The sequence below is a fragment of the Sphingomonas oligoaromativorans genome (assembly GCF_011762195.1).
Lineage (GTDB): Bacteria > Pseudomonadota > Alphaproteobacteria > Sphingomonadales > Sphingomonadaceae > Solisphingomonas > Solisphingomonas oligoaromativorans.
Map to the genome: position 1 here is coordinate 828203 of NZ_JAASQK010000001.1, position 17178 is coordinate 845380.

General features: G+C 64.3%; 18 protein-coding genes. 7 read left to right on the forward strand and 11 right to left on the reverse strand.

Features of this window, described 5'->3' with window-relative positions; translation table 11 throughout:
* The first annotated feature begins 8 nt into the window (after positions 1-8).
* Both FHS98_RS03930 and FHS98_RS03935 read left to right on the forward strand, forming a co-directional pair.
* Positions 9-764 (forward strand): tetratricopeptide repeat protein, encoded by a 756-nt coding sequence (locus tag FHS98_RS03930; protein WP_167100075.1) that lies wholly within the window; start codon positions 9-11, stop codon positions 762-764.
* Positions 715-1569 carry an energy transducer TonB gene (locus FHS98_RS03935; RefSeq protein WP_167100078.1) on the forward strand — a complete coding sequence of 285 codons (855 nt, stop codon included), beginning with the start codon at positions 715-717 and terminating at the stop codon, positions 1567-1569. Before FHS98_RS03930 ends, FHS98_RS03935 begins: the two co-directional genes overlap by 50 nt.
* Positions 1570-1583: 14 nt before the next feature.
* On the opposite strand, the gene FHS98_RS03940 is transcribed toward FHS98_RS03935, so the two are convergent.
* Positions 1584-2561, reverse strand: coding sequence for a GlxA family transcriptional regulator (locus tag FHS98_RS03940; protein ID WP_167100081.1), 978 nt, complete (start codon positions 2559-2561; stop codon positions 1584-1586).
* A gap of 107 nt (positions 2562-2668) precedes the next feature.
* On the opposite strand from FHS98_RS03940, the gene FHS98_RS03945 reads away from it, so the two are divergent.
* Positions 2669-3310, forward strand: a complete 642-nt coding sequence (locus tag FHS98_RS03945) for an HD domain-containing protein (RefSeq protein WP_167100086.1) — start codon at positions 2669-2671, stop codon at positions 3308-3310.
* Positions 3311-3337: 27 nt separating this feature from the next.
* On the opposite strand, the gene FHS98_RS03950 is transcribed toward FHS98_RS03945, so the two are convergent.
* From FHS98_RS03950 to FHS98_RS03970, 5 genes are all read right to left on the reverse strand, one after another.
* Entirely contained in the window at positions 3338-4360 is a 1023-nt protein-coding gene (locus tag FHS98_RS03950) for a glycosyltransferase family 2 protein (RefSeq protein WP_167100089.1), read from the reverse strand.
* 61 nt (positions 4361-4421) lie between these two features.
* Positions 4422-5348, reverse strand: coding sequence for an NAD-dependent epimerase/dehydratase family protein (locus tag FHS98_RS03955; RefSeq protein ID WP_167100092.1), 927 nt, complete (start codon positions 5346-5348; stop codon positions 4422-4424).
* A gap of 6 nt (positions 5349-5354) precedes the next feature.
* On the reverse strand, positions 5355-6665 hold the full coding sequence (locus FHS98_RS03960) for a methyltransferase domain-containing protein (protein ID WP_341786019.1): 1311 nt from the start codon (positions 6663-6665) through the stop codon (positions 5355-5357).
* A gap of 253 nt (positions 6666-6918) precedes the next feature.
* Positions 6919-7578, reverse strand: a complete 660-nt coding sequence (locus tag FHS98_RS03965) for a response regulator (protein WP_167100095.1) — start codon at positions 7576-7578, stop codon at positions 6919-6921.
* A complete protein-coding gene (locus FHS98_RS03970) occupies positions 7575-9290 on the reverse strand; it encodes a sensor histidine kinase (RefSeq protein ID WP_167100097.1) in 1716 nt (571 codons plus the stop codon). Before FHS98_RS03970 ends, FHS98_RS03965 begins: the two co-directional genes overlap by 4 nt.
* A 329-nt stretch (positions 9291-9619) precedes the next feature.
* Between FHS98_RS03970 and FHS98_RS03975 the strand changes: the two genes are divergently transcribed.
* From FHS98_RS03975 to FHS98_RS03985, 3 genes are all read left to right on the forward strand, one after another.
* The gene (locus tag FHS98_RS03975; RefSeq protein WP_167100100.1) at positions 9620-9940 is read left to right on the forward strand and encodes a hypothetical protein; all 321 of its coding nucleotides are present in this window, start codon (positions 9620-9622) and stop codon (positions 9938-9940) included.
* A gap of 61 nt (positions 9941-10001) precedes the next feature.
* Positions 10002-10796, forward strand: a complete 795-nt coding sequence (locus tag FHS98_RS03980) for an archaeosortase/exosortase family protein (RefSeq protein WP_167100103.1) — start codon at positions 10002-10004, stop codon at positions 10794-10796.
* Entirely contained in the window at positions 10777-11280 is a 504-nt protein-coding gene (locus tag FHS98_RS03985; protein WP_167100106.1) for a hypothetical protein, read from the forward strand. The genes FHS98_RS03980 and FHS98_RS03985 overlap by 20 nt, the downstream gene beginning before the upstream one ends.
* A 25-nt stretch (positions 11281-11305) precedes the next feature.
* Here FHS98_RS03985 and FHS98_RS03990 read toward each other — a convergent pair whose 3' ends face one another.
* Positions 11306-13264 carry a CocE/NonD family hydrolase gene (locus tag FHS98_RS03990; RefSeq protein WP_167100108.1) on the reverse strand — a complete coding sequence of 653 codons (1959 nt, stop codon included), beginning with the start codon at positions 13262-13264 and terminating at the stop codon, positions 11306-11308.
* Between the two features lie 173 nt (positions 13265-13437).
* Here FHS98_RS03990 and FHS98_RS03995 point away from each other — a divergent pair, with 173 nt between their 5' ends.
* Complete coding sequence (locus FHS98_RS03995) at positions 13438-13968, forward strand: hypothetical protein (protein WP_167100111.1); 531 nt, start codon at positions 13438-13440, stop codon at positions 13966-13968.
* A gap of 363 nt (positions 13969-14331) precedes the next feature.
* Here FHS98_RS03995 and FHS98_RS04000 read toward each other — a convergent pair whose 3' ends face one another.
* From FHS98_RS04000 to FHS98_RS04015, 4 genes are all read right to left on the reverse strand, one after another.
* On the reverse strand, positions 14332-14769 hold the full coding sequence (locus tag FHS98_RS04000) for a response regulator (protein WP_243847824.1): 438 nt from the start codon (positions 14767-14769) through the stop codon (positions 14332-14334).
* A 24-nt stretch (positions 14770-14793) separates the two neighbouring features.
* A complete protein-coding gene (locus FHS98_RS04005) occupies positions 14794-15876 on the reverse strand; it encodes a PAS domain-containing sensor histidine kinase (RefSeq protein WP_208401932.1) in 1083 nt (360 codons plus the stop codon).
* A gap of 40 nt (positions 15877-15916) precedes the next feature.
* A complete protein-coding gene (locus tag FHS98_RS04010) occupies positions 15917-16738 on the reverse strand; it encodes an alpha/beta fold hydrolase (protein ID WP_243847826.1) in 822 nt (273 codons plus the stop codon).
* A 90-nt stretch (positions 16739-16828) separates the two neighbouring features.
* Positions 16829-17020 (reverse strand): low affinity iron permease family protein, encoded by a 192-nt coding sequence (locus FHS98_RS04015; protein ID WP_167100117.1) that lies wholly within the window; start codon positions 17018-17020, stop codon positions 16829-16831.
* Positions 17021-17178 lie beyond the last annotated feature (158 nt).

Consider the following 17178-nt stretch of genomic DNA (forward strand, 5'->3'; position numbering starts at 1 on the left):
ATCAGACCATGGCCGATCTCGAAACGCTCAACACCATGAATGCGGATGCGCTCCGGGCCACGCTTTCGGGGCCGCCCGAGGCGCTTGCGCCTCTGCTGCGCACGGCGGCCGAAGGTGGTGCGGTCGAAGCGCAGCTCCTGCTCGGGCAGATGCTGCTCGACGGGCGAGGGGCGCCCCGTCGCCCGGAGGAGGCACTGCGCTGGTTCGGCGATGCGGCCAGGGCCGGGCATCCCATGGGCATGAACATGGTCGGCCGTTGCCTGGAACATGGCTGGGGCACGCCGGTCGACAAGGGGAGGGCGGCCCAATGGTACGAGGCCGCCGCCGATCGAGGCCTCGACTGGGGGCTCTACAATCTCGCGACCCTGCTGTCGCTCGGGCAAGGCGTGCCGCAGGACTTGTCGCGTGCGCTGACGATTTTCCGGGAGGCTGCGGCAAAGGGCCATGCCAAGTCGATGAACATGATCGGCAGTTTCCATGAAGACGGCTGGACGGTTCCGTCTGATCGGGCGAGCGCGGCCCGCCATTATGCGCGGGCGGCCGAGGGCGGCGATTTCCGGGGCCAGTTCAACCATGCCCGGATGCTGATCGACGATGGCCGGATCGAGGAGGCGCTCGGCTGGCTCCGGCGTGTGCCCGAAACGGCCACCCCGCGCTTCATGGCGCAGATGGACGAATGGCTGTCCCGACAATCCGACCCGCGTCTTCGCGAACTTGCACTCGACGGCGGGCCATCGGCGGAGTATGCGAATGGATCGCATTAGCGCCATGGGGCAGGCTGGGGAGCTGGCCCTGAGTTCAGGGGAAGCGGCTATTTTCGATATCAAGCCCGCATCGCTGCCGCTCGAGGCGGAAGAGACCCGGCAAGCTCCGGCCGACACGCGATCGCCGCGCGGCCTCGTGGCGCCGCAACCCCGTTCGACCTATCAGCCTTCGTCGCGTGCTTCCGGTCCGGCGGCGATCGGTTCGCTGCTGATGGTCGGCGGACTGATCTCGGCCCTGCTCTACATGAATGTCGGGGTGGCGCCGAGGAAAGCCGAAAAGCTCCTCATGATCTCGCTGGCCTCTACGCCGCCGCCACCTCCGCATCAGCAGAGGGTTCAGCCGCGCGTCGAGCCGACGCCGGTTCATCCGCAGATCGTCGTGCCGCCTCCGGTCGTGACAATGCGCGCGCCGCCAGCCACGATCGCGACGACACCCATAGCCGTTCCCGCGGTGGTCGTGCCGCCGCCCGTCGCGTCGGCAGGCCCTCCGGCCCCGGTCTCAGCCCCGGCGCCAACCGTGGCCGATGGCGGCGATCTCTCGTCCAGGATGATCTCCGCCAAGCCGCCGAGCTATCCCTTGGAATCCCGGCGGCGGCATGAGCAAGGCACTGTGGTGCTCTCCCTGATCCTTTCGACCGACGGTTCGGTGTCGACGATCTCGGTGGCGGAAAGCAGCGGTTCGGATCGGCTCGATCAGGCGGCGCTGGCCGCCGTCCGCAAGTGGCGTTGGGCTCCGATCGTCCGCAATGGCGCGCCGGTCATGGTGCAGGGCAAGGTCCGCATCCCCTTCATACTGACGCACTGAAGGTTCGTGCCGGCCTAGCTCACCGCCGCCGGTTCTGCGGCATGTCCATTGCGATAAGCAGCAGGGGACACACCCAGCCGGCGCTGGAATGCCCGGCGGAACGTCTCCACGTCGCGAAAGCCGGATTGGGAGCCGGCGAGTTTCGGCGGATGCCCCGCTTCGAGCAGCCTGCGCGCTGCCTCCACCCTCACGCTTTCCACCCAGACAGATGGGGTCGCGCCGACTTCGCTGCGGAACAGGCGCGCGAAATGGCGAGGGCTCATGCCTGCCCGTTCCGCCAGCTCGGGGACGCCGTGGTCGGCTTGGGGATGGGCGATCACCCAGCGCTGAACGTCTTGCAGCGCCGATCGCCCGGCCGGCGCGGCATGGCGTTCCCGGCTATATTGGAGCTGCCCGCCCGGACGGCGGAAATACATGACGAGCTGGCTCGCCACCTGTCGCGCCAGATCCGAGCCCAGATCCTCCTCGACGAGTGCCAGCGCCAGATCGAGGCCCGCCGTCACACCCGCGGCTGTCCGGGCGGGGCCGTCGCGGACGTGGATAGAGTCCGCTTCCAGCATGACGGCCGGAAAGGCCTGCGCGAACCGATCGGCGATCTCCCAGTGCGTGGTCACCCGGCGCCCATCCAGCAGCCCGGTTCCAGCCAGAAGGAAGGCCCCGGTGCAGACCGAACCGAAGCGCCTTGCGGCGACGGCCTCCGTCCTCAGCCGTTCGAGAAGACGCTCGTCCCGCGCCCGTCGATCGAGGTGCGGTGCGCCGGCGACCAACAAGGTGTCGAAAGGAGGATGCCCCTGACCGAGCACATCGTCCGGCGTCAGGCGCATACCCGACGAGGCGCTGATCGTGCCGGGCGTCACGGCGAGCACCCGCACCTCATATTCCGTCCGCCCGGCCCGGACATTGGCCTCCGCGAACACATCGGCGGGGCCGGCCACATCGAGCAGTTGCACGCCTTCGATCGCCACGATCCCGATCCGCCGAGGTTTCATCATCCGAGTCCGTATCCGAAGCAATTTGGCAGAAAATGCAGTTCTACATCATAAAGTGCCACATCCGATCCACGATAGGAAGTGCCTCACAACATCGTTGGAGGACTGCCATGTCGAAGATCGATCCCGCCGCCGCCATCCCCGACAGCAAGCTCGCACGGGCGATCACGGAGTTCGTCCGGGACACCGAGACTGAACTGCTCTTCAACCATTCCAGCCGCGTCTATCATTTCGGCGCGCTGGCGGGGCTGCGTCGCGATCTCAGCTTCGATCGGGAACTGCTCTATGCGGGCGCCATGTTTCATGACGTCGGGCTGATGCCGAGCCATTCCAGCGCGCATGAGCGGTTCGAAGTCGATGGCGCCCATGCGGCCCGCGATTTTCTGCGCAGCCATGGGATTTCGGAGGCCGACGCCTACACCGTCTGGACGGCGATCGCCCTGCACACGACGCCGGGCGTTCCAGTCCATATGCATCCCGTCGTATCCCTTCTGACGGCCGGCGTGGAGATGGATGTGCTGGGCCTGGCCTATGGCGAATATTCGGATGCGGAGCGGGAGGCCGTGGTTCGCGCTTTCCCGCGCACGCCGGCGTTCAAGGAGGACATCATCCAGGCCTTCTACGACGGCATCAAGCACAAGCCGGATACGACGTTCGGCAACGTGAAAGCGGATGTCATCGCCGACAAGGAGCCGCATTTCCATCGCGGCAACTTCTGCCATGTCATCCGCGGTTCGGCCTGGCACGGCTGAAGCCCGCCAGGGGAAACGCTGGCCGCGTTACCGGCTCGGCCAGCGGGCGTTGGAAGCCTTCCTCGCCTCCGGCAAGCCCGATGCTTCGGGCTGCCGGAACGGGGCGGGCGCTTCCGCGATATTGATCCGTTCCTGTTCGACGACGGCCGGCCCGCGGCGAACCTGCGCATGGATCGCGGTGACATATTCGCCGAGCATCCCGGTGAAGGCGATCTGCACCCCCGACAGGAAGAGCACCGCCACAAGCAGCGTGGTCGTTCCGCGCGGCACATGCACCGGCGCGATGAAATAAGCGGCGAAGATCAGCAGCGCATAGAGGATGCACAGGCCGGAAAGCGTGAAGCCCACCAGCGTCGCCGCGCGCATCGGAGCGCTGGAGAAGGCGAATATCCCGTTGAGCGCCTGATCCATCAGCGACAGCAGCCGCAGCTTCGACCGCCCCCGTTCCCGCCTCGCCCAGCGATAGGGGACGATGATCCGGCGAAAACCGACGGCGGCGACAATGCCGCGAATATAGGGATATTGATCGTGGTGATCGAGGATCGCGGTCAGAACCTGGCGGTCGACGAGTTGGAACTCGCCGACATTCTCGGGGATCTCGAAATCCGCCAGCCGGTTCACGATGCCGTAGAACAATCTACGGACGGAGCGCATGATCGCCCCTTCCTCGCGGTCGCCGCGAGAGCCTGCCACCACCTGATACCCTTGCTCCCACAGCCGCACGAATTCGGGGATCAGTTCCGGCGGATCCTGAAGGTCGACCGGCAGCATCAGCAGGACCGCGTCGCCGGTGGCATATTTGAGGGCGTTGAAGGTTGATCGGAAAAGCCCGAAATTCCGGGCATTGACGATCACCTTGACCGCGGGATCACGCTCGGCGATGCCCCGCAGGACCGCCACGGTCGCGTCGGTCGATGCATTGTCGGCGAAGATATGCTCGCGCTGATAGCCGGGAAGGGCCTCCTCGAAGAGACGCCTGACCGTCTCGTAGCACCGTTCGACATTGTCCTCCTCCTGATAGCAGGGCGAGACGATGGTGATGACGGGCATCGTGCTTCTTCCTCGATCAGCCACGGGCAGTTTACGGCAGGCGGACGCGATCGACGGCAGGCTATTGCGTATAACAGGCGGCGGGCAGCGGACGATGGTGGTGATGCAACATCCTCTCGTTCACCGTCCTGCGGACTCCTTCGGCGATGGAATAACGCGGCCGGAAACCGACCTCCCGGCACAGGCGATCGACGGCGGCACGCAGTTCATCCGGCTCGCCACGGCGCATCTCCTGCTCGCCGAAATGGATCGAATGGGGAGCGCCGAGATATCGGGCCGCCGTCATCGCGACTGTCTGGACCGACGCCACCTCTTCCAGAGCGATGTTCACGGCCCCTTCGACGCCTGAGAACAACAGCGCGACGATCGCTCGGGCCGCATCCTCGATATAGATGAACGGCCGGATCTGATGGCCTGCCGTGCAATGGACCGGTCGCCCCTCGGCCAGCGCGTCGATGACGTGGCAGAGCAGCTTGTCGCCCTTGTCGCCGGGACCGAAGAGCCAGAAGAGCCGGCCCCAGCCGATCGACAGGTCGGAAAATTCGTCGTCTGAGACAGCAAGGAACAGATCGCGCTTGGCCCGACCATAGGCCGTGGCAGGCTCCAGCGGGGTACGCCGTTCATCGAGACAGGGCTGTTGCCAGCTATATTCCGCCGCGCTGCCCAACAGGACGGCACGCATCCCGCCGCTTCGCCCGAAAGCCCGGAGCAGACGCAACGTCGCTTCGATCCAGAGGGCATTCGCCGGGGCATTCCAGATCGACGCTCGATCCCCATGCCAGGCGGCGTGGAGCAGATGCGTCGGAGCGATCGCCCGCAGAGTGTCCGTCGGATTTTCGGTGAGCAGGTCGAACCGATGGAAAAGGACATCCGGCGCGTCAGGCATAGTGCGGCCGATGCAATGGATTTCGCAGCCCTGCGCGCGGAGAAAGGCGAGGGTCGCCGATCCGACGAAGCCGTTTGCTCCGGTGACGAGCACCCGGTCCATATCGGCCTAGAAGATTTCGATGGCGGGGATGGCCGTCACGAACCGACCGCCCCAGCCGCGAATGAAGCCGAGTTCGCCGACGATCTCCTGCCGGAGATTCCACGGCAGGATGAGGACATAATCGGGGCGTGTCCGTTCGATCTCGCTGATCTCAGCGATCCTGATGCCGCTTCCCGGCATGAAATGCCCGGTCTTCGATGGGCTCCGGTCGGCGATATAGGCGAGCGTCTCCGGCCCCGCGCCGCAATAGTTGAGGAAAGTGTTGGCCTTGGCCGCCGCGCCATAGCCGATGATCGTCTTCCCCGATGCACGCAGCGATGCGATGAAGTCCAGAAAATCCCGGCGGACGCGCTTCAGCTTCCTTTCGAAGCCTCGATATGCCTCTTCCCGATGGAGGCCAGCTTCCTTTTCGGCATGGAGGAGTTGTGCCACCCGTTCCGTCTCGGCGTGTGCGGCACCCCGGTGGCAGGCATAGACCCGCAGCGAGCCGCCATGCGTGAGGAGTTGCTCCACGTCGAAGATGCGCAGCCCCTGATCCTCGAAGATGCGCTGGACCGCGATCAGGGACAGATAGCTGAAATGCTCATGATAGATCTGGTCGAACTGGAGCCCCAGCATCGTGCGCAGGAGATGGGGGAACTCGACGGTGAAGACCGCCTGATTTTTCAGCAGGATGGCGACTCCGCGCACGAAATCGGCGATGTCGGGTACATGAGCCAGCACATTCTTGGCCGAGATGTGATCCGCCCCGATCCCACGATGGATCAGGCCGGCGGCGGTCTCCGTGCCGAAGAAGGCGACCTCGGTGGGGATGCCGGCGGCGTTGGCGACGCGGGCGATATTCTCGGCCGGATCGATCCCCAGAACGGGAACGCCCGCCCGCGCGAAATATTGGAGGAGATATCCGTCGTTGCTGGCGATCTCGACGACGAGACTGGATGGCCCCAGTCCGAAGCGGGCGATCATCGCATCCGCATAACGGGCGCAATGCTCCAGCCAGCTCGCGGAATAGGAGGAGAAATAGGCGTAATCGGAGAAGATCGCCTCTCTCGGCACCGCCGACCCGACCTGCACGAGATAGCAGGACGTGCAGAAGCGGGCATGGAGCGGGAATACCGGTTCCCGTCGGGCGGCGGCGGCGTCCGCGCGATAGTCGTTGGCGAGCGGTTGGAGGCCGAGGTCCGCCCAGGTGACATGGAGCGCATCGCCGCAATATTGGCAGGCAGGCTGGTGCGGATGAGCCGCCAAATCGCCAGATGTCGCCTCCTGCCATATGGAGGGCGCTCCCGGAGCCTCGATCGACAGGTTGTGCGTCACGGCGTGCCCCTCATCCGGGTCTTTCGCGGAACGTCGCTGATCTTTCGTCGGAGCGGCGTGCAGCTTCCCATGCGGATGCCCCCGCCTTGCCAATCGCGCCGCTCCGATCCTGCCGGCCCCCCGTCTGCCCGCCCGCCCAACACGGGCTCCGCCATCGCGTGACCATGCGCGGACCCTAGATCGGAACAGCGCCCCGGAAATCTATCCCGCGATATAACCCTAAGGGGGCATCCGGGCTGGTGAGGGCGGCGGATCATAGCGCGATCCGTTCGATCATCGCTCTTCTCGGCTCCCGCCGCATGAGCATGATGGCCACGGCCGTCCGATTATCGACGCCGAGCTTCGAATAGATCGCGTGGAGGTGGATCTTCACCGTGCCTTCGGAAATGCCCAGAGCCGCGGCGATATCGCGATTGGAGCGGCCTTCCACGATATGCCGGGCGACATCGGCTTCCCGCCGGGTGAGCTGGTCATAGGGCGATATGTCCCGGCTGACCGAACGGCTCCGCGCGATCGCGGGCTGGACGAGATCCGGCGGAAGCCAGCGCCGCCCCCTGGCCACCGTGTCGAGGCAATGGATCAGCGTCTCGAACGCGCTTTCCTTGAGCAGGATGCCGGCCACGTTGGCGGCGATGACATCGATGATCTCCGCATCCGATATGCTCGCCGTCAACAGGACGACCTTCACGGGCAAGCGCTCGCGGTTGATCCATTTCAGCAGATCGATGCCCGTGATCTCCGGCATCAATATGTCGAGGAGAGCGATATCGGGCGGCTGCCGGGCGAGGAGACGCTGCGCCTCCTCGCCCGAACAGGTGGTGCCCACGATCTCATAGTTCGGATGGCCTCCGATCAGCGCGCGCAGGCCGCCGACGATCAGCGGATGATCGTCGCAGAGGAGCAGCGACGTCATCGCCGCGGCCTGTCCATAGGGATCGTCATCCGTAGCGAGAAGCCGCTCGCCCGATCCGCGATCGCGATAACGCCGCCCATCTCCTCGACCCGGCGGCCGAGCGAGGTCGACTTCGGATAGGAGGTGCAGGGCGCGCCGTCGTTGGAAATCTCGACGAGCAGTTCCTGCTCCTGCCGCATGACCGCGATGACCACCGTATCGGCGGCGCCATGCTTCGCGGCGTTGGCTGTCGCCTCCGATAGCGCGAGGCATAGCTCGGTCGCGATGTCGTCGGTGACGTTCAGATCGGGCGGGCTCACGTCGATCCTCATGTTGCAGTTCCACTGGCTGCCAAGGGGTTCGACGAAGGCCTGGAGTTGCTCGGCGAGGCCGTGGCTCGGTGGGCGCTGGCGGCGGCTGTCGTTCACGAAGTGCCGCAGGCGCCGCTGCTGGGCCTGGAGCAGTCCCTGTATCCTCGTGAGCGTGTCGCTTGCTTCCGCCGGCGGAATCTTCACCGCCGCTTCGAGCTGGAGGACGGCTGCCGTCAGATCCTGGAGCACGCTGTCATGCAGATCGCGCGCCAGACGCATCCGCTCGCGCAGGCCGGCTGCGGACGCGAGTTCACCGATCAGCGAAAACTGCTCCAGCATCAGCGCGATACGAGAGGCGATGATCTTGGTGAGCGCGCCGATATTCTCGTCCCGGAACGCCGGGTTGATGACGATCACGCTGCCGCTGTATCGGATGCTTCTGAATGTCGCGAAGTGGATGGCCTGATCGCGGTCGACGTGCAGCAGATCGCGCAGATTGTCCGATATCCGGGGCAACGCCGCATTGAGCAGTTCCAGCCGATCGCGATATTCGCGATCCTTGATGGCGGTCGGCAGTTCGTCCTCGGACGGACGGAGAATGCCTGCCGGAAGCGTGATCCCCTCTGCGAAGCGGCATTCCTCTCCCGTCCACCACGCCAGTTCGGCTGTCTGCTGGTCATGATCCTGCCAGATGACGACGATCCGGTGCGTGCCGAGCACATTGGAAGCATGTTGCAGGGAAGCGGACAGCCAGGGCCGGTTGTCCTCGGTGATGATGTCGTGCGGCCAGGCGGCGAGCTTGCTCAGCCGATATTCGCTGCGGGCGCGATAGCTCCCGAAATAGCCGAGCATCAGCATCGTGACCCAGCAGAACACCGAGCGCATGATGAGGACATTGAGCGCCGACGGGCCGCCGTCGTGAAGATCGGGAATGCCGACGATGAGCAGCAGGCATTGCAGCGCGCACGCCGTGGCCAGCACGCCCCGCCATCCCCATCGGATCGCAGTCGTCACCAGCGTGAAGGTGAAGAAGGCGAAATAGGGGCTTTCCAGCTCTTCGGAATAATGCGCCAGCAGCCCCAGCATGATAACGTCCACCGAGGTGGTGGCGATATGGAGCAGGTGCTGTCTCGGCCGCCGGTTCAGGAAGAGAGCGGCTCCGATCGAGAAAAGCACATAGGCGATCAGGATCGTGTAGCTCTCCTCGACATCCATCGTCGGGGTCGTGGGATCGAGATACACCGCGATCAGCGCGAAGGACGAGGTGAGAAGACGGGAGACGTTAATCAGGTCTTCGGGCTGGGCGTCATAACAGATATCCGCGAGTGCCGCCCTGAGCCGCTGGAGCGGGCGCCAGATCGCAATATGCGGAGCCTGCCCCATCGGGCCGCCCGGCGCACGGAAGGAGGGCGCTGCGCGCATGTCGCCCGTAGATGGGAGCGTGCGTTCCGTGATGACCCCGCCTCGCTATGTCGGGCGCCGATCTTAAGGGCGGCGCATCCACGCGTAATCGCTCCGTCGGAGCTAATACCAACGCGTTGCCCGGCCACAGCATCGCCGGGTTCCGATCGTTCCGGGGCCGGAAAGTGCGGATTCGCAAGCATGGCGGGAGCCGGGAACGGCGGCTATCCCTCTGGCGTATATCGCCCGATAGATCACCCGGACGCTCCTCCATCCTACAGTCCCGGATGAGAGGGCTCTTCGGCGGGGGCACCTCCCCAGTCCGCACTCCGCCAATGGGTGAGGTGGCCATGAACAGAGGTTTGAGCCGTGCATTCGCGCTGTCGATCCTGACGGTGACGTTTGCCTCCACTCCGGCGCTGGCCGACAAGGGTTCTGGCAGCGATTATTTCGGCGGGCGCGATCGCGGCGCCGAACACGCAGGTGATCGCGGGGGCGATCGTGGTCATGAGGGCGGGGGAAGTCACGACGAGGGCGGTAGCGGAGGCCATGAGGGAGGGGGGCATAGTGGCGGGGGAGGCGGCTCCCGCGGCACGCCTGCGCCGATCGCCGGGCTCGGGCTGCTGGCGTTCGGAGCGATCGGATACGGCTTGCGCAAGCTCCGCAAGTAAGGCGGAAATGAACCCGCCGTCCGCGATCGGCCTGGCGCGGGCTCCATCTCAACGGATGGGGATGCTATCGAGGCCGGCCCTCTTCGCGATCAGCGGCGGCGTGGCCTCGGTCAACGGCTTTGCGGGCAAGATCGCGACCGCGTTCAGCACCAAGCCGGTGGCCACGGCCTTGCTCGATCTGGGCGGCGTCAGCGCGATCGTGTGGTTTGCCGTCTACAGCCTGTTCGCCATCGCACAGGAAGACGAACGGGCGGAGCCGAAGCGCATGGATCGGGCAATCTGCGCGTTCGTGCTGGTGCTAAGCTTTGCTCCCTTCAACTTCGCCGCCGCGATCGGGCTTCTGCTCGGCGGTGCCTATCTCGCCGTCACGTCACCCGGCCAAAGCGCGTCGCGCCGCATGGCGATCGTGATGCTGGCGCTGACCGGGCCTCTCATCTGGGGGCGTTTTCTGCTCGCGCTGATGGGGCCGCAACTGCTCGGACTGGACGCATGGCTGGCCGGGCTGATCGCCGGCGAGCCGGTGCGGGGCAATGTCGTGGGGCTGCATGGCGGAGGCCGCCTCTATGTCGCGCTCGGCTGTTCTTCGGTACATAATATGTCGCTGGCCGTGCTGCTGTTCGTCACGCTGACGCAGATGCTGCGGCTCCATTACACGCGCCGCATGATGATGATCGGGGCGCTGGCCGCGCTGGCCATGGCGATGGTGAACGTGCTGCGTCTCGCGGCACTGGCGCGCTTCCCTCAATATTTCGACCTGCTTCATACAGGCTGGGGAGGGGCCTTGTTCGGCGTGCTGAGTTTCGTCGCCGCAGGCGCTATCATCTTCGGAGGGATTCGTGCCGAACTGGCTCGGTAGCGCGTTGCTGGCGACTGCGCTCACGGGGCTGTCCGTCTCGCCCAAGATCTGGTTGCAGCGCCATTCCGCGCAGGTGGACGACGCGCGGCTGGACGACGACATCGCCGGGCGATTGATGGCGACAGGTTTCCGCGTCACGCTGGATCGCGACCTGTCGGTGCCCGCGGTACGGGCCGAGCGCGCCGATTGCCGCCTCATCGCGCGAAATGGAGATCGGGGGCGTGAACTGCACGACCTTTTCAACCTCGAACAAGGAGACCACGGCCCCGTCTATTTCGGCTATCGCGGCAAATGGGCTCCGCATCCGGCCGGCATACGCGCCGTGCTGGAGCGTTTCGGCCAGAACGGGCTGGCGCGGGCCGGCATCGATGAGACGCGTCCCGCCGTGATCGCGCTCGCCACCACCGGCCCATGCGTGGGGACGCGCGAGGCATTGGCGGAACTGCGTGCCCATGCCTATCGCAGGCCCTCCGCCGCTGACTGATCGAGGCACCGAAAGGGAGGTCGTATCAACGCGCGGCGGCAGCCACCGTCTTGCCTTCCTCGTCGCTCACGATGGGCAGCAGGATGGAGCTGGCATGTGTGCCGCCATGGTAGATGCTCTGCGTGGCGGCCCGATAATCCTGCGGCTTGGCGTTGAAGATATTGTCCACATAGGTCTGCGGATTGCGATCATAGAGCGGGAACAGGCTCGACTGGACCTGCACCATGATGCGGTGGCCCGACAAGAACACATGATCCACATTGGGCAGGTTGAAACGATAATTCTCCGCCTGTCCCGGCGTCAGCGCGGCGGGCTGCGACAGGCTGTGGACATAGCGTCCACGGAAGATCTCGATGCCGACCGGCAGTTCATAGCCGGGATTGGCAGGCTTCGATCCCTGATCCTCGCCTTCGGGCGTGGTGTTCGGCGCGACGTCGATCAGCTTCACCACCCAGTCGCTGTCCGTGCCCGAGGTCGCCGCGAACAGATTGACCTGCGGTGCGCCCATGATGTGAACCGGCCTGGCGAGCGGCTCGGTCTGGTAGGAAAGCACGTCCGGCCGGCCATCGGCGAAGCGCTGGTCATGCACCAGCCATGTCTTCCACTGGTCGCCCGCCGCCATGTCCACCGGGCGCGGCAGGAAGGGAACCGGCCTGGACGGATCGGAGACGTAATCGTCATGCCCCTCCGCACCGGGCGTCGCAAAGCCGGCGTGGAAATCCGCATCCAGATAGAGCGGCGTCGACGTGCCCATCGGCCATTTGGGTGAGACGTCCCAATGATTCTCGCCGGTCGCATAGGTGAGCACCGGCGGCGTATGCGGGTCGGGCGCCCCCTTCAGATAATGATCGAAGAAGGGTTTGAGATATTTGACACGGAACTCCCGCGCCGTGTCGCCGGTGAAGGTCAACGCGCCGAGGCCATAGCCGTAATGGTTGACGCCCGAATGGCGCCACGGCCCGATGACCAGCGACACCATGTCGTTGTTCCTGTCCTTGGGCTCCAGCGCCCGATAGACGGCCGGGGCGCCATAGCTGTCCTCCTGATCCCACTGGCCGACGACCAGCATGGTCGGCACGGTGAGGGGACGCGCGGCCATCCACTTGTCGACCGCCTGGAGCGACCAGAAATCGGTATAGGCCGGGTTCTCCATCACCTTGCGGACGGAGGGCACGTCCTGAATGCCCCATTTCCTCGCGAAGTCGCCGATCGATCCGGCTTCGATATAGGTGGTGTAGTCGTCGCCCGCGCCGCGTGGAATCTTCGCACCGCTCTCGCCCTTGTCGACGCTCTGCTCGAGGAAATAGTCGAGGCTGCCGACGCGGAAGGCGCCGTTGTGGAAATCGTCGTCGCCGATCCAGGTGTCGACCATCGGGCTCTGCGGCACGGCGGCCTTGAGCGCGGGATGCGGATTGATCTCCGCCATCAGGGTGGTGAAGCCGAGATAGGAGCTGCCGATCACGCCCACCTTGCCGTTGCTTTCCGGCACATGCTTCACCAGCCAGTCGATCGTGTCATAGGCGTCGGTGGATTCGTCCACCTTGCTGTGATTGAGCGGGCCGATGATCGGCCGCGTCATGACGAACTCGCCTTCGGAATGATGCAGGCCGCGAATGTCCTGATAGACGCGAATATAATTATCCTCGACGAACTCGGCATCCATCGCGGGCAGAATCTCGGTGATCTTCTGGCTCGCCGTCCGCGCCGTGGAGCCCTTGGCGTCGTAAGGCGTGCGCGAGAGCAGGATCGGGGCGTTCGACGTCCCCTTCTTCATGACGATGACGGTGTAGAGCTTCACCCCATCGCGCATCGGCACCATCACGACACGCTTGATATAGTCCGCATCCGGGCGAACCTCGTCATAACTCGCCACCACATCGGGCGTCATCGGCGTGACGGCCGCGGAAGACGGTGCCTTCGCCGTCGCGGATGCGGCGAGCAGAATCGAGAGGGCGAGGGCGGTGGAATGGAGGCTCTTCGTCATGCCGAATGCGTAACGGGTACTGCCGGCCGGGACAATCGGATCGATCACAGCGGCAAAGTGGCACGCTGCATTGGTCTCCCGCCAGCCGGATGAGCTTCACGGGAAGCATAAGCCCGAGAATCTGCCGGACAGCGTGGCGGAAGAGGTGGGATTCGAATGCAGTCGACAAGTGTTTGATTTACGACGATTTTGCGCTTTCGATATTCCCGAAATACCTCGAAATAAGCCTCAGTGACATTTCGGCCGAGACCCGACGGTTAACATCTCATCTCGACTGCGCGCAGGATAACGAGCCTGCGGCAGGCAATCAAGTTTCTGCGACCGATGTTGATATCGCGATGAGGCTTTGGGAGCTGTTGCGACTGTCTGCTTCTAGCGAGCAACCTGAGGATTGTTGCCGAACCGGCATGGCTGATATCGCTCAAATAGGCAATCTGCCTTTCTGTGTCGCATGGGCAACACGCGGCGGAATGAACAGCTTCTTCGATGTGACTGAGCGCGAAGCGCAGTTCTGGGGTGAAGCTGGCATCGATTGGCGAGCCATAGCACGAGCTAATCTCTCGAAAATGTCGGCGGATCGACCAGTATCCGGCGAAAAGCTGGATGGAAACGGGCGGCCATTTTTGAAGGTTATGCTGCATGATTATGCGGTAGGACCTTTGCGTCTTCTACTACCCACCTGTTTGATGACGTTCTCGGCTTAGATTACGAAGTGGCTTTTTCAATAAAAATCATAGCATGGGTTAGCTCCGTGGCGATATTCCCCGACTGGCTGGAGAAGGACGGCACGATCATGCGCCGATGCATTCTGCGGCCATGCAACCGTCCATCGGCTTGGTGGGCGCAGGCCCCACCGCGATATAGCCCTTCCGTGTCGTCCTCGAGCGCTCAGCGGACCAGTTCGCGCTCATGATGCTCGAGACGCAGGCGGATGTTAGCCGGCGCACGTGCTATGGGCGGATTGGAAGTATCCCGCGATGCTAGCGAACATCTTCATCATCGGTTTGCCAGCGTCTGCGGAAACGTTGGCCGAGTGGCTCGGACGCCAGCCCGTTTCATCGTCGGGATCAGGCCTGCAGAAGATCCCGGATACTCCCGACCAAAGCGTCCTGTCTCCAAGGTTTGCGCAGGAACCGGCCTTCCGCTGGCAGCTCCCCATCGCCCAAGCGGTAGTGCCCCGATGTCAGCAGCAGTCGGATATGGGGCCAGCGCTCGTGGACCAATTGCGCAAGCTTCAGCCCGTCCATGCTTCCGGGCATGTCGATGTCCGAGAAGAGCAGATGGACGCCGTCATGCTGGCCGAGGATCGCCAGTGCCTCGTCGGCGTCGGCCGCCTCGATCACCTCGAAGCCTGCCTCCCCGAGGACGTCGGAGCCGTGCATGCGCACGAGTGTCTCGTCTTCCACGATCAGGACGGTCGAAAGCGGTTTTCTTTCAAGCATTTCGGGCTTTCTTCCGGGAAGGTGCCCGGACACTGTGAATGCCCCAGCGCGCCAGAGGTTCATAATTAAAGGGAGGAAGCTGACGCCTCAGTGCGAAAGAGGCATCGTGAAGACGAAGGTGGTGGCCGTAGGGTCCGAACGGGCAACGAGCGTGCCGCCATGCGCGCGCGCGATCTCGGAGGCAATGTGCAGTCCCAGACCGAGCCCGTGCTTGAGCCGGTCATTGCCGCGGAAGAAGGGCTGGAACAGACGTTGGAGCGTGGCCGGAGGGATGGGCTGGCCACCGTTGGAGACGGCGATCGCCAGTTCGCCGTCCGCCGTCGTCGCCTTGATCCATACCGGCATGTCCTTGGCGCCATGGGTTAGCGCGTTGCCGAGGAGGTTGGACAGCAGCTGCGCGATCCGCATGCGATCGCAGTTGATGGGCTCCTCCAGATCATAGTGCGCATTGATCGCCCGCCCTGGCGCGATTGATCGAAGCTCGGAGACCACCTGGCGCAGCACGGGCTCGAGAGGCTCGGAGGCGTCGCGCTGGAGCGTCATCCCGCCGCCCAGCCGCCCGCGGGCGAAATCGAGCACATTGTCGATGAGGGCGGCGGCGCGAACGATGCTACCGCCCATCAGCCCGACAACCTTCGACCCCCGGTCGCTCAGGCTCTCCTTCTCGAGCATGTGGATGCCGCTTGAGATCGAGGCGAGGGGGTTGCGCAGATCATGGCCCAACACCGCTATGAACTGCTCGCGCAGCTCAGAGTCGGCCCTTTCGGTGACGACCGTCGCTTCCGCTTTATCGCGGGCGTCGAGCAGCCCGCGCTCGTATGTCCTGCGCTCCACCGCCAGGAACGCAGCGAACCGCATCTGGGCGGGCGCGCCATCAGGTCGGGTCTCGGCCACGTTGACGAGCATGGGCTTTCGAGTGCCGTCCGCCCCAACGAGTTCGAAGGCGACCTCGCTCAAGCTGCCCTGCATGTGCAATGTCGGGGCGACATGGGTCTCGTAGAAAATCTTTCCGGAGACCGTGAGCAAATCCGAGAAGCGCCTTCCGACGAGCTCCTCCGAGGAGCGGCCGCTCCAGGCGGCGAAAGTCCGGTTGGCGTGTGTGATGCGGCCGTCCTTGTCGGCCAGGACATAACCGCACGGCGCCGTCTCGAAGACATCTTCGAAGTCCACTGCCACCTCGGGTCCGGTGGCCGTCGTCTGTCGAGACGCGTCAGACAAAGGCTTTGATCGCCGCAGTCGTCTCGACGGGCGCGCTCAGATTGGGGCAGTGGCCGGTCGCATCGAGGAGGACGAGCTCGCTCCCCGGGATCGCGCGCTGGACATATTCTCCGACGCTGACGGGAGCGATAACGTCCTCTCGGCATTGCAGGATCAGCACCTGCGCGGAGAGCGGACCGAGATCAGCCCGGTTGTCGGACAAGAAGGTGGTGCGGGCGAAGCGCTTGGCGATTTCGGGATCGGTGCGGCAGAAGCTGCCGGCCAGCTCGTCGCCGAGTTCTGGTCGGTCGGCATTGCCCATGATGACAGGCGCCATGGCCTGCGACCAGCCAAGGTGGTTACTGTCGAGAAAGTCCAACAGTTCGTCGATCTGGTCGCGGCTGAACCCGCCCACATAGTCTCCGTCGTCGATGTAGCAGGGCGACGGTCCGATCAGCACGAGCTTGGAGAACAGGCCGGGTGCCCGCCGCGCGGCGATAATGCCGATCATCGCGCTGACGGAATGACCGACGAAGACGCCGTCGACGATGTCGAGGGCGCGAGCGAGCGCGACGATGTCGTCGGCATATCCGTCAAGCGAGTCATAGGTTTGGGGATCATAGGCCGAGAGGTCGGAACCGCCGGCTCCTACATAGTCGAACAGGACCGTGCGGAAGTCCGCCTCGAAGGCCGGCGCAACATGTCGCCACATGTTCTGGTCGCAGCCGAAGCCGTGGGCGAACATCATGGAGCGCGACCCGGTCCCGTGGACCCGGACGTTGAGCCGCGGCAATATGTCCCGACGGCCTTCGGTGATGACGGGCGAATCGATCATCGGTGAGCATTCCGAGCGTCGTGAGCACGCATCAAAGCCAGCGTTAACACAGGCTTGTGCCTCTGCCCATCCGCATCGAGGCCGTGGCGATCAATCGTCAATGTCGCGTCCTGCGCGAAGCTGCTCGATCTCGTCCTCGGTTTTGCGCTCGATCCCCGCCAACTCGTCGCGAGCGCCACTCTTGGCGAGGATCAATTCGTCGATCTTAATCTGCAGCGCGAGCTCGCGGCGGCGCTGCTGGTTGAGCACCATCTGGGTGAGGAGGAAGCTGCCAATCGACATGGTAGAGGCAAGCACGGTCTCACTGCCGCCAAGCGCCCACCACAGTATGCAGAGGGTGAGCACTGAGGTGGTCCCGCCTTCTTGGACAGTTTGGCGGCTGAGTTAAGCTAATCCCGGTTGTCGTTCATGCCGCCTGTTTGATCATCAGGTCATGGGGG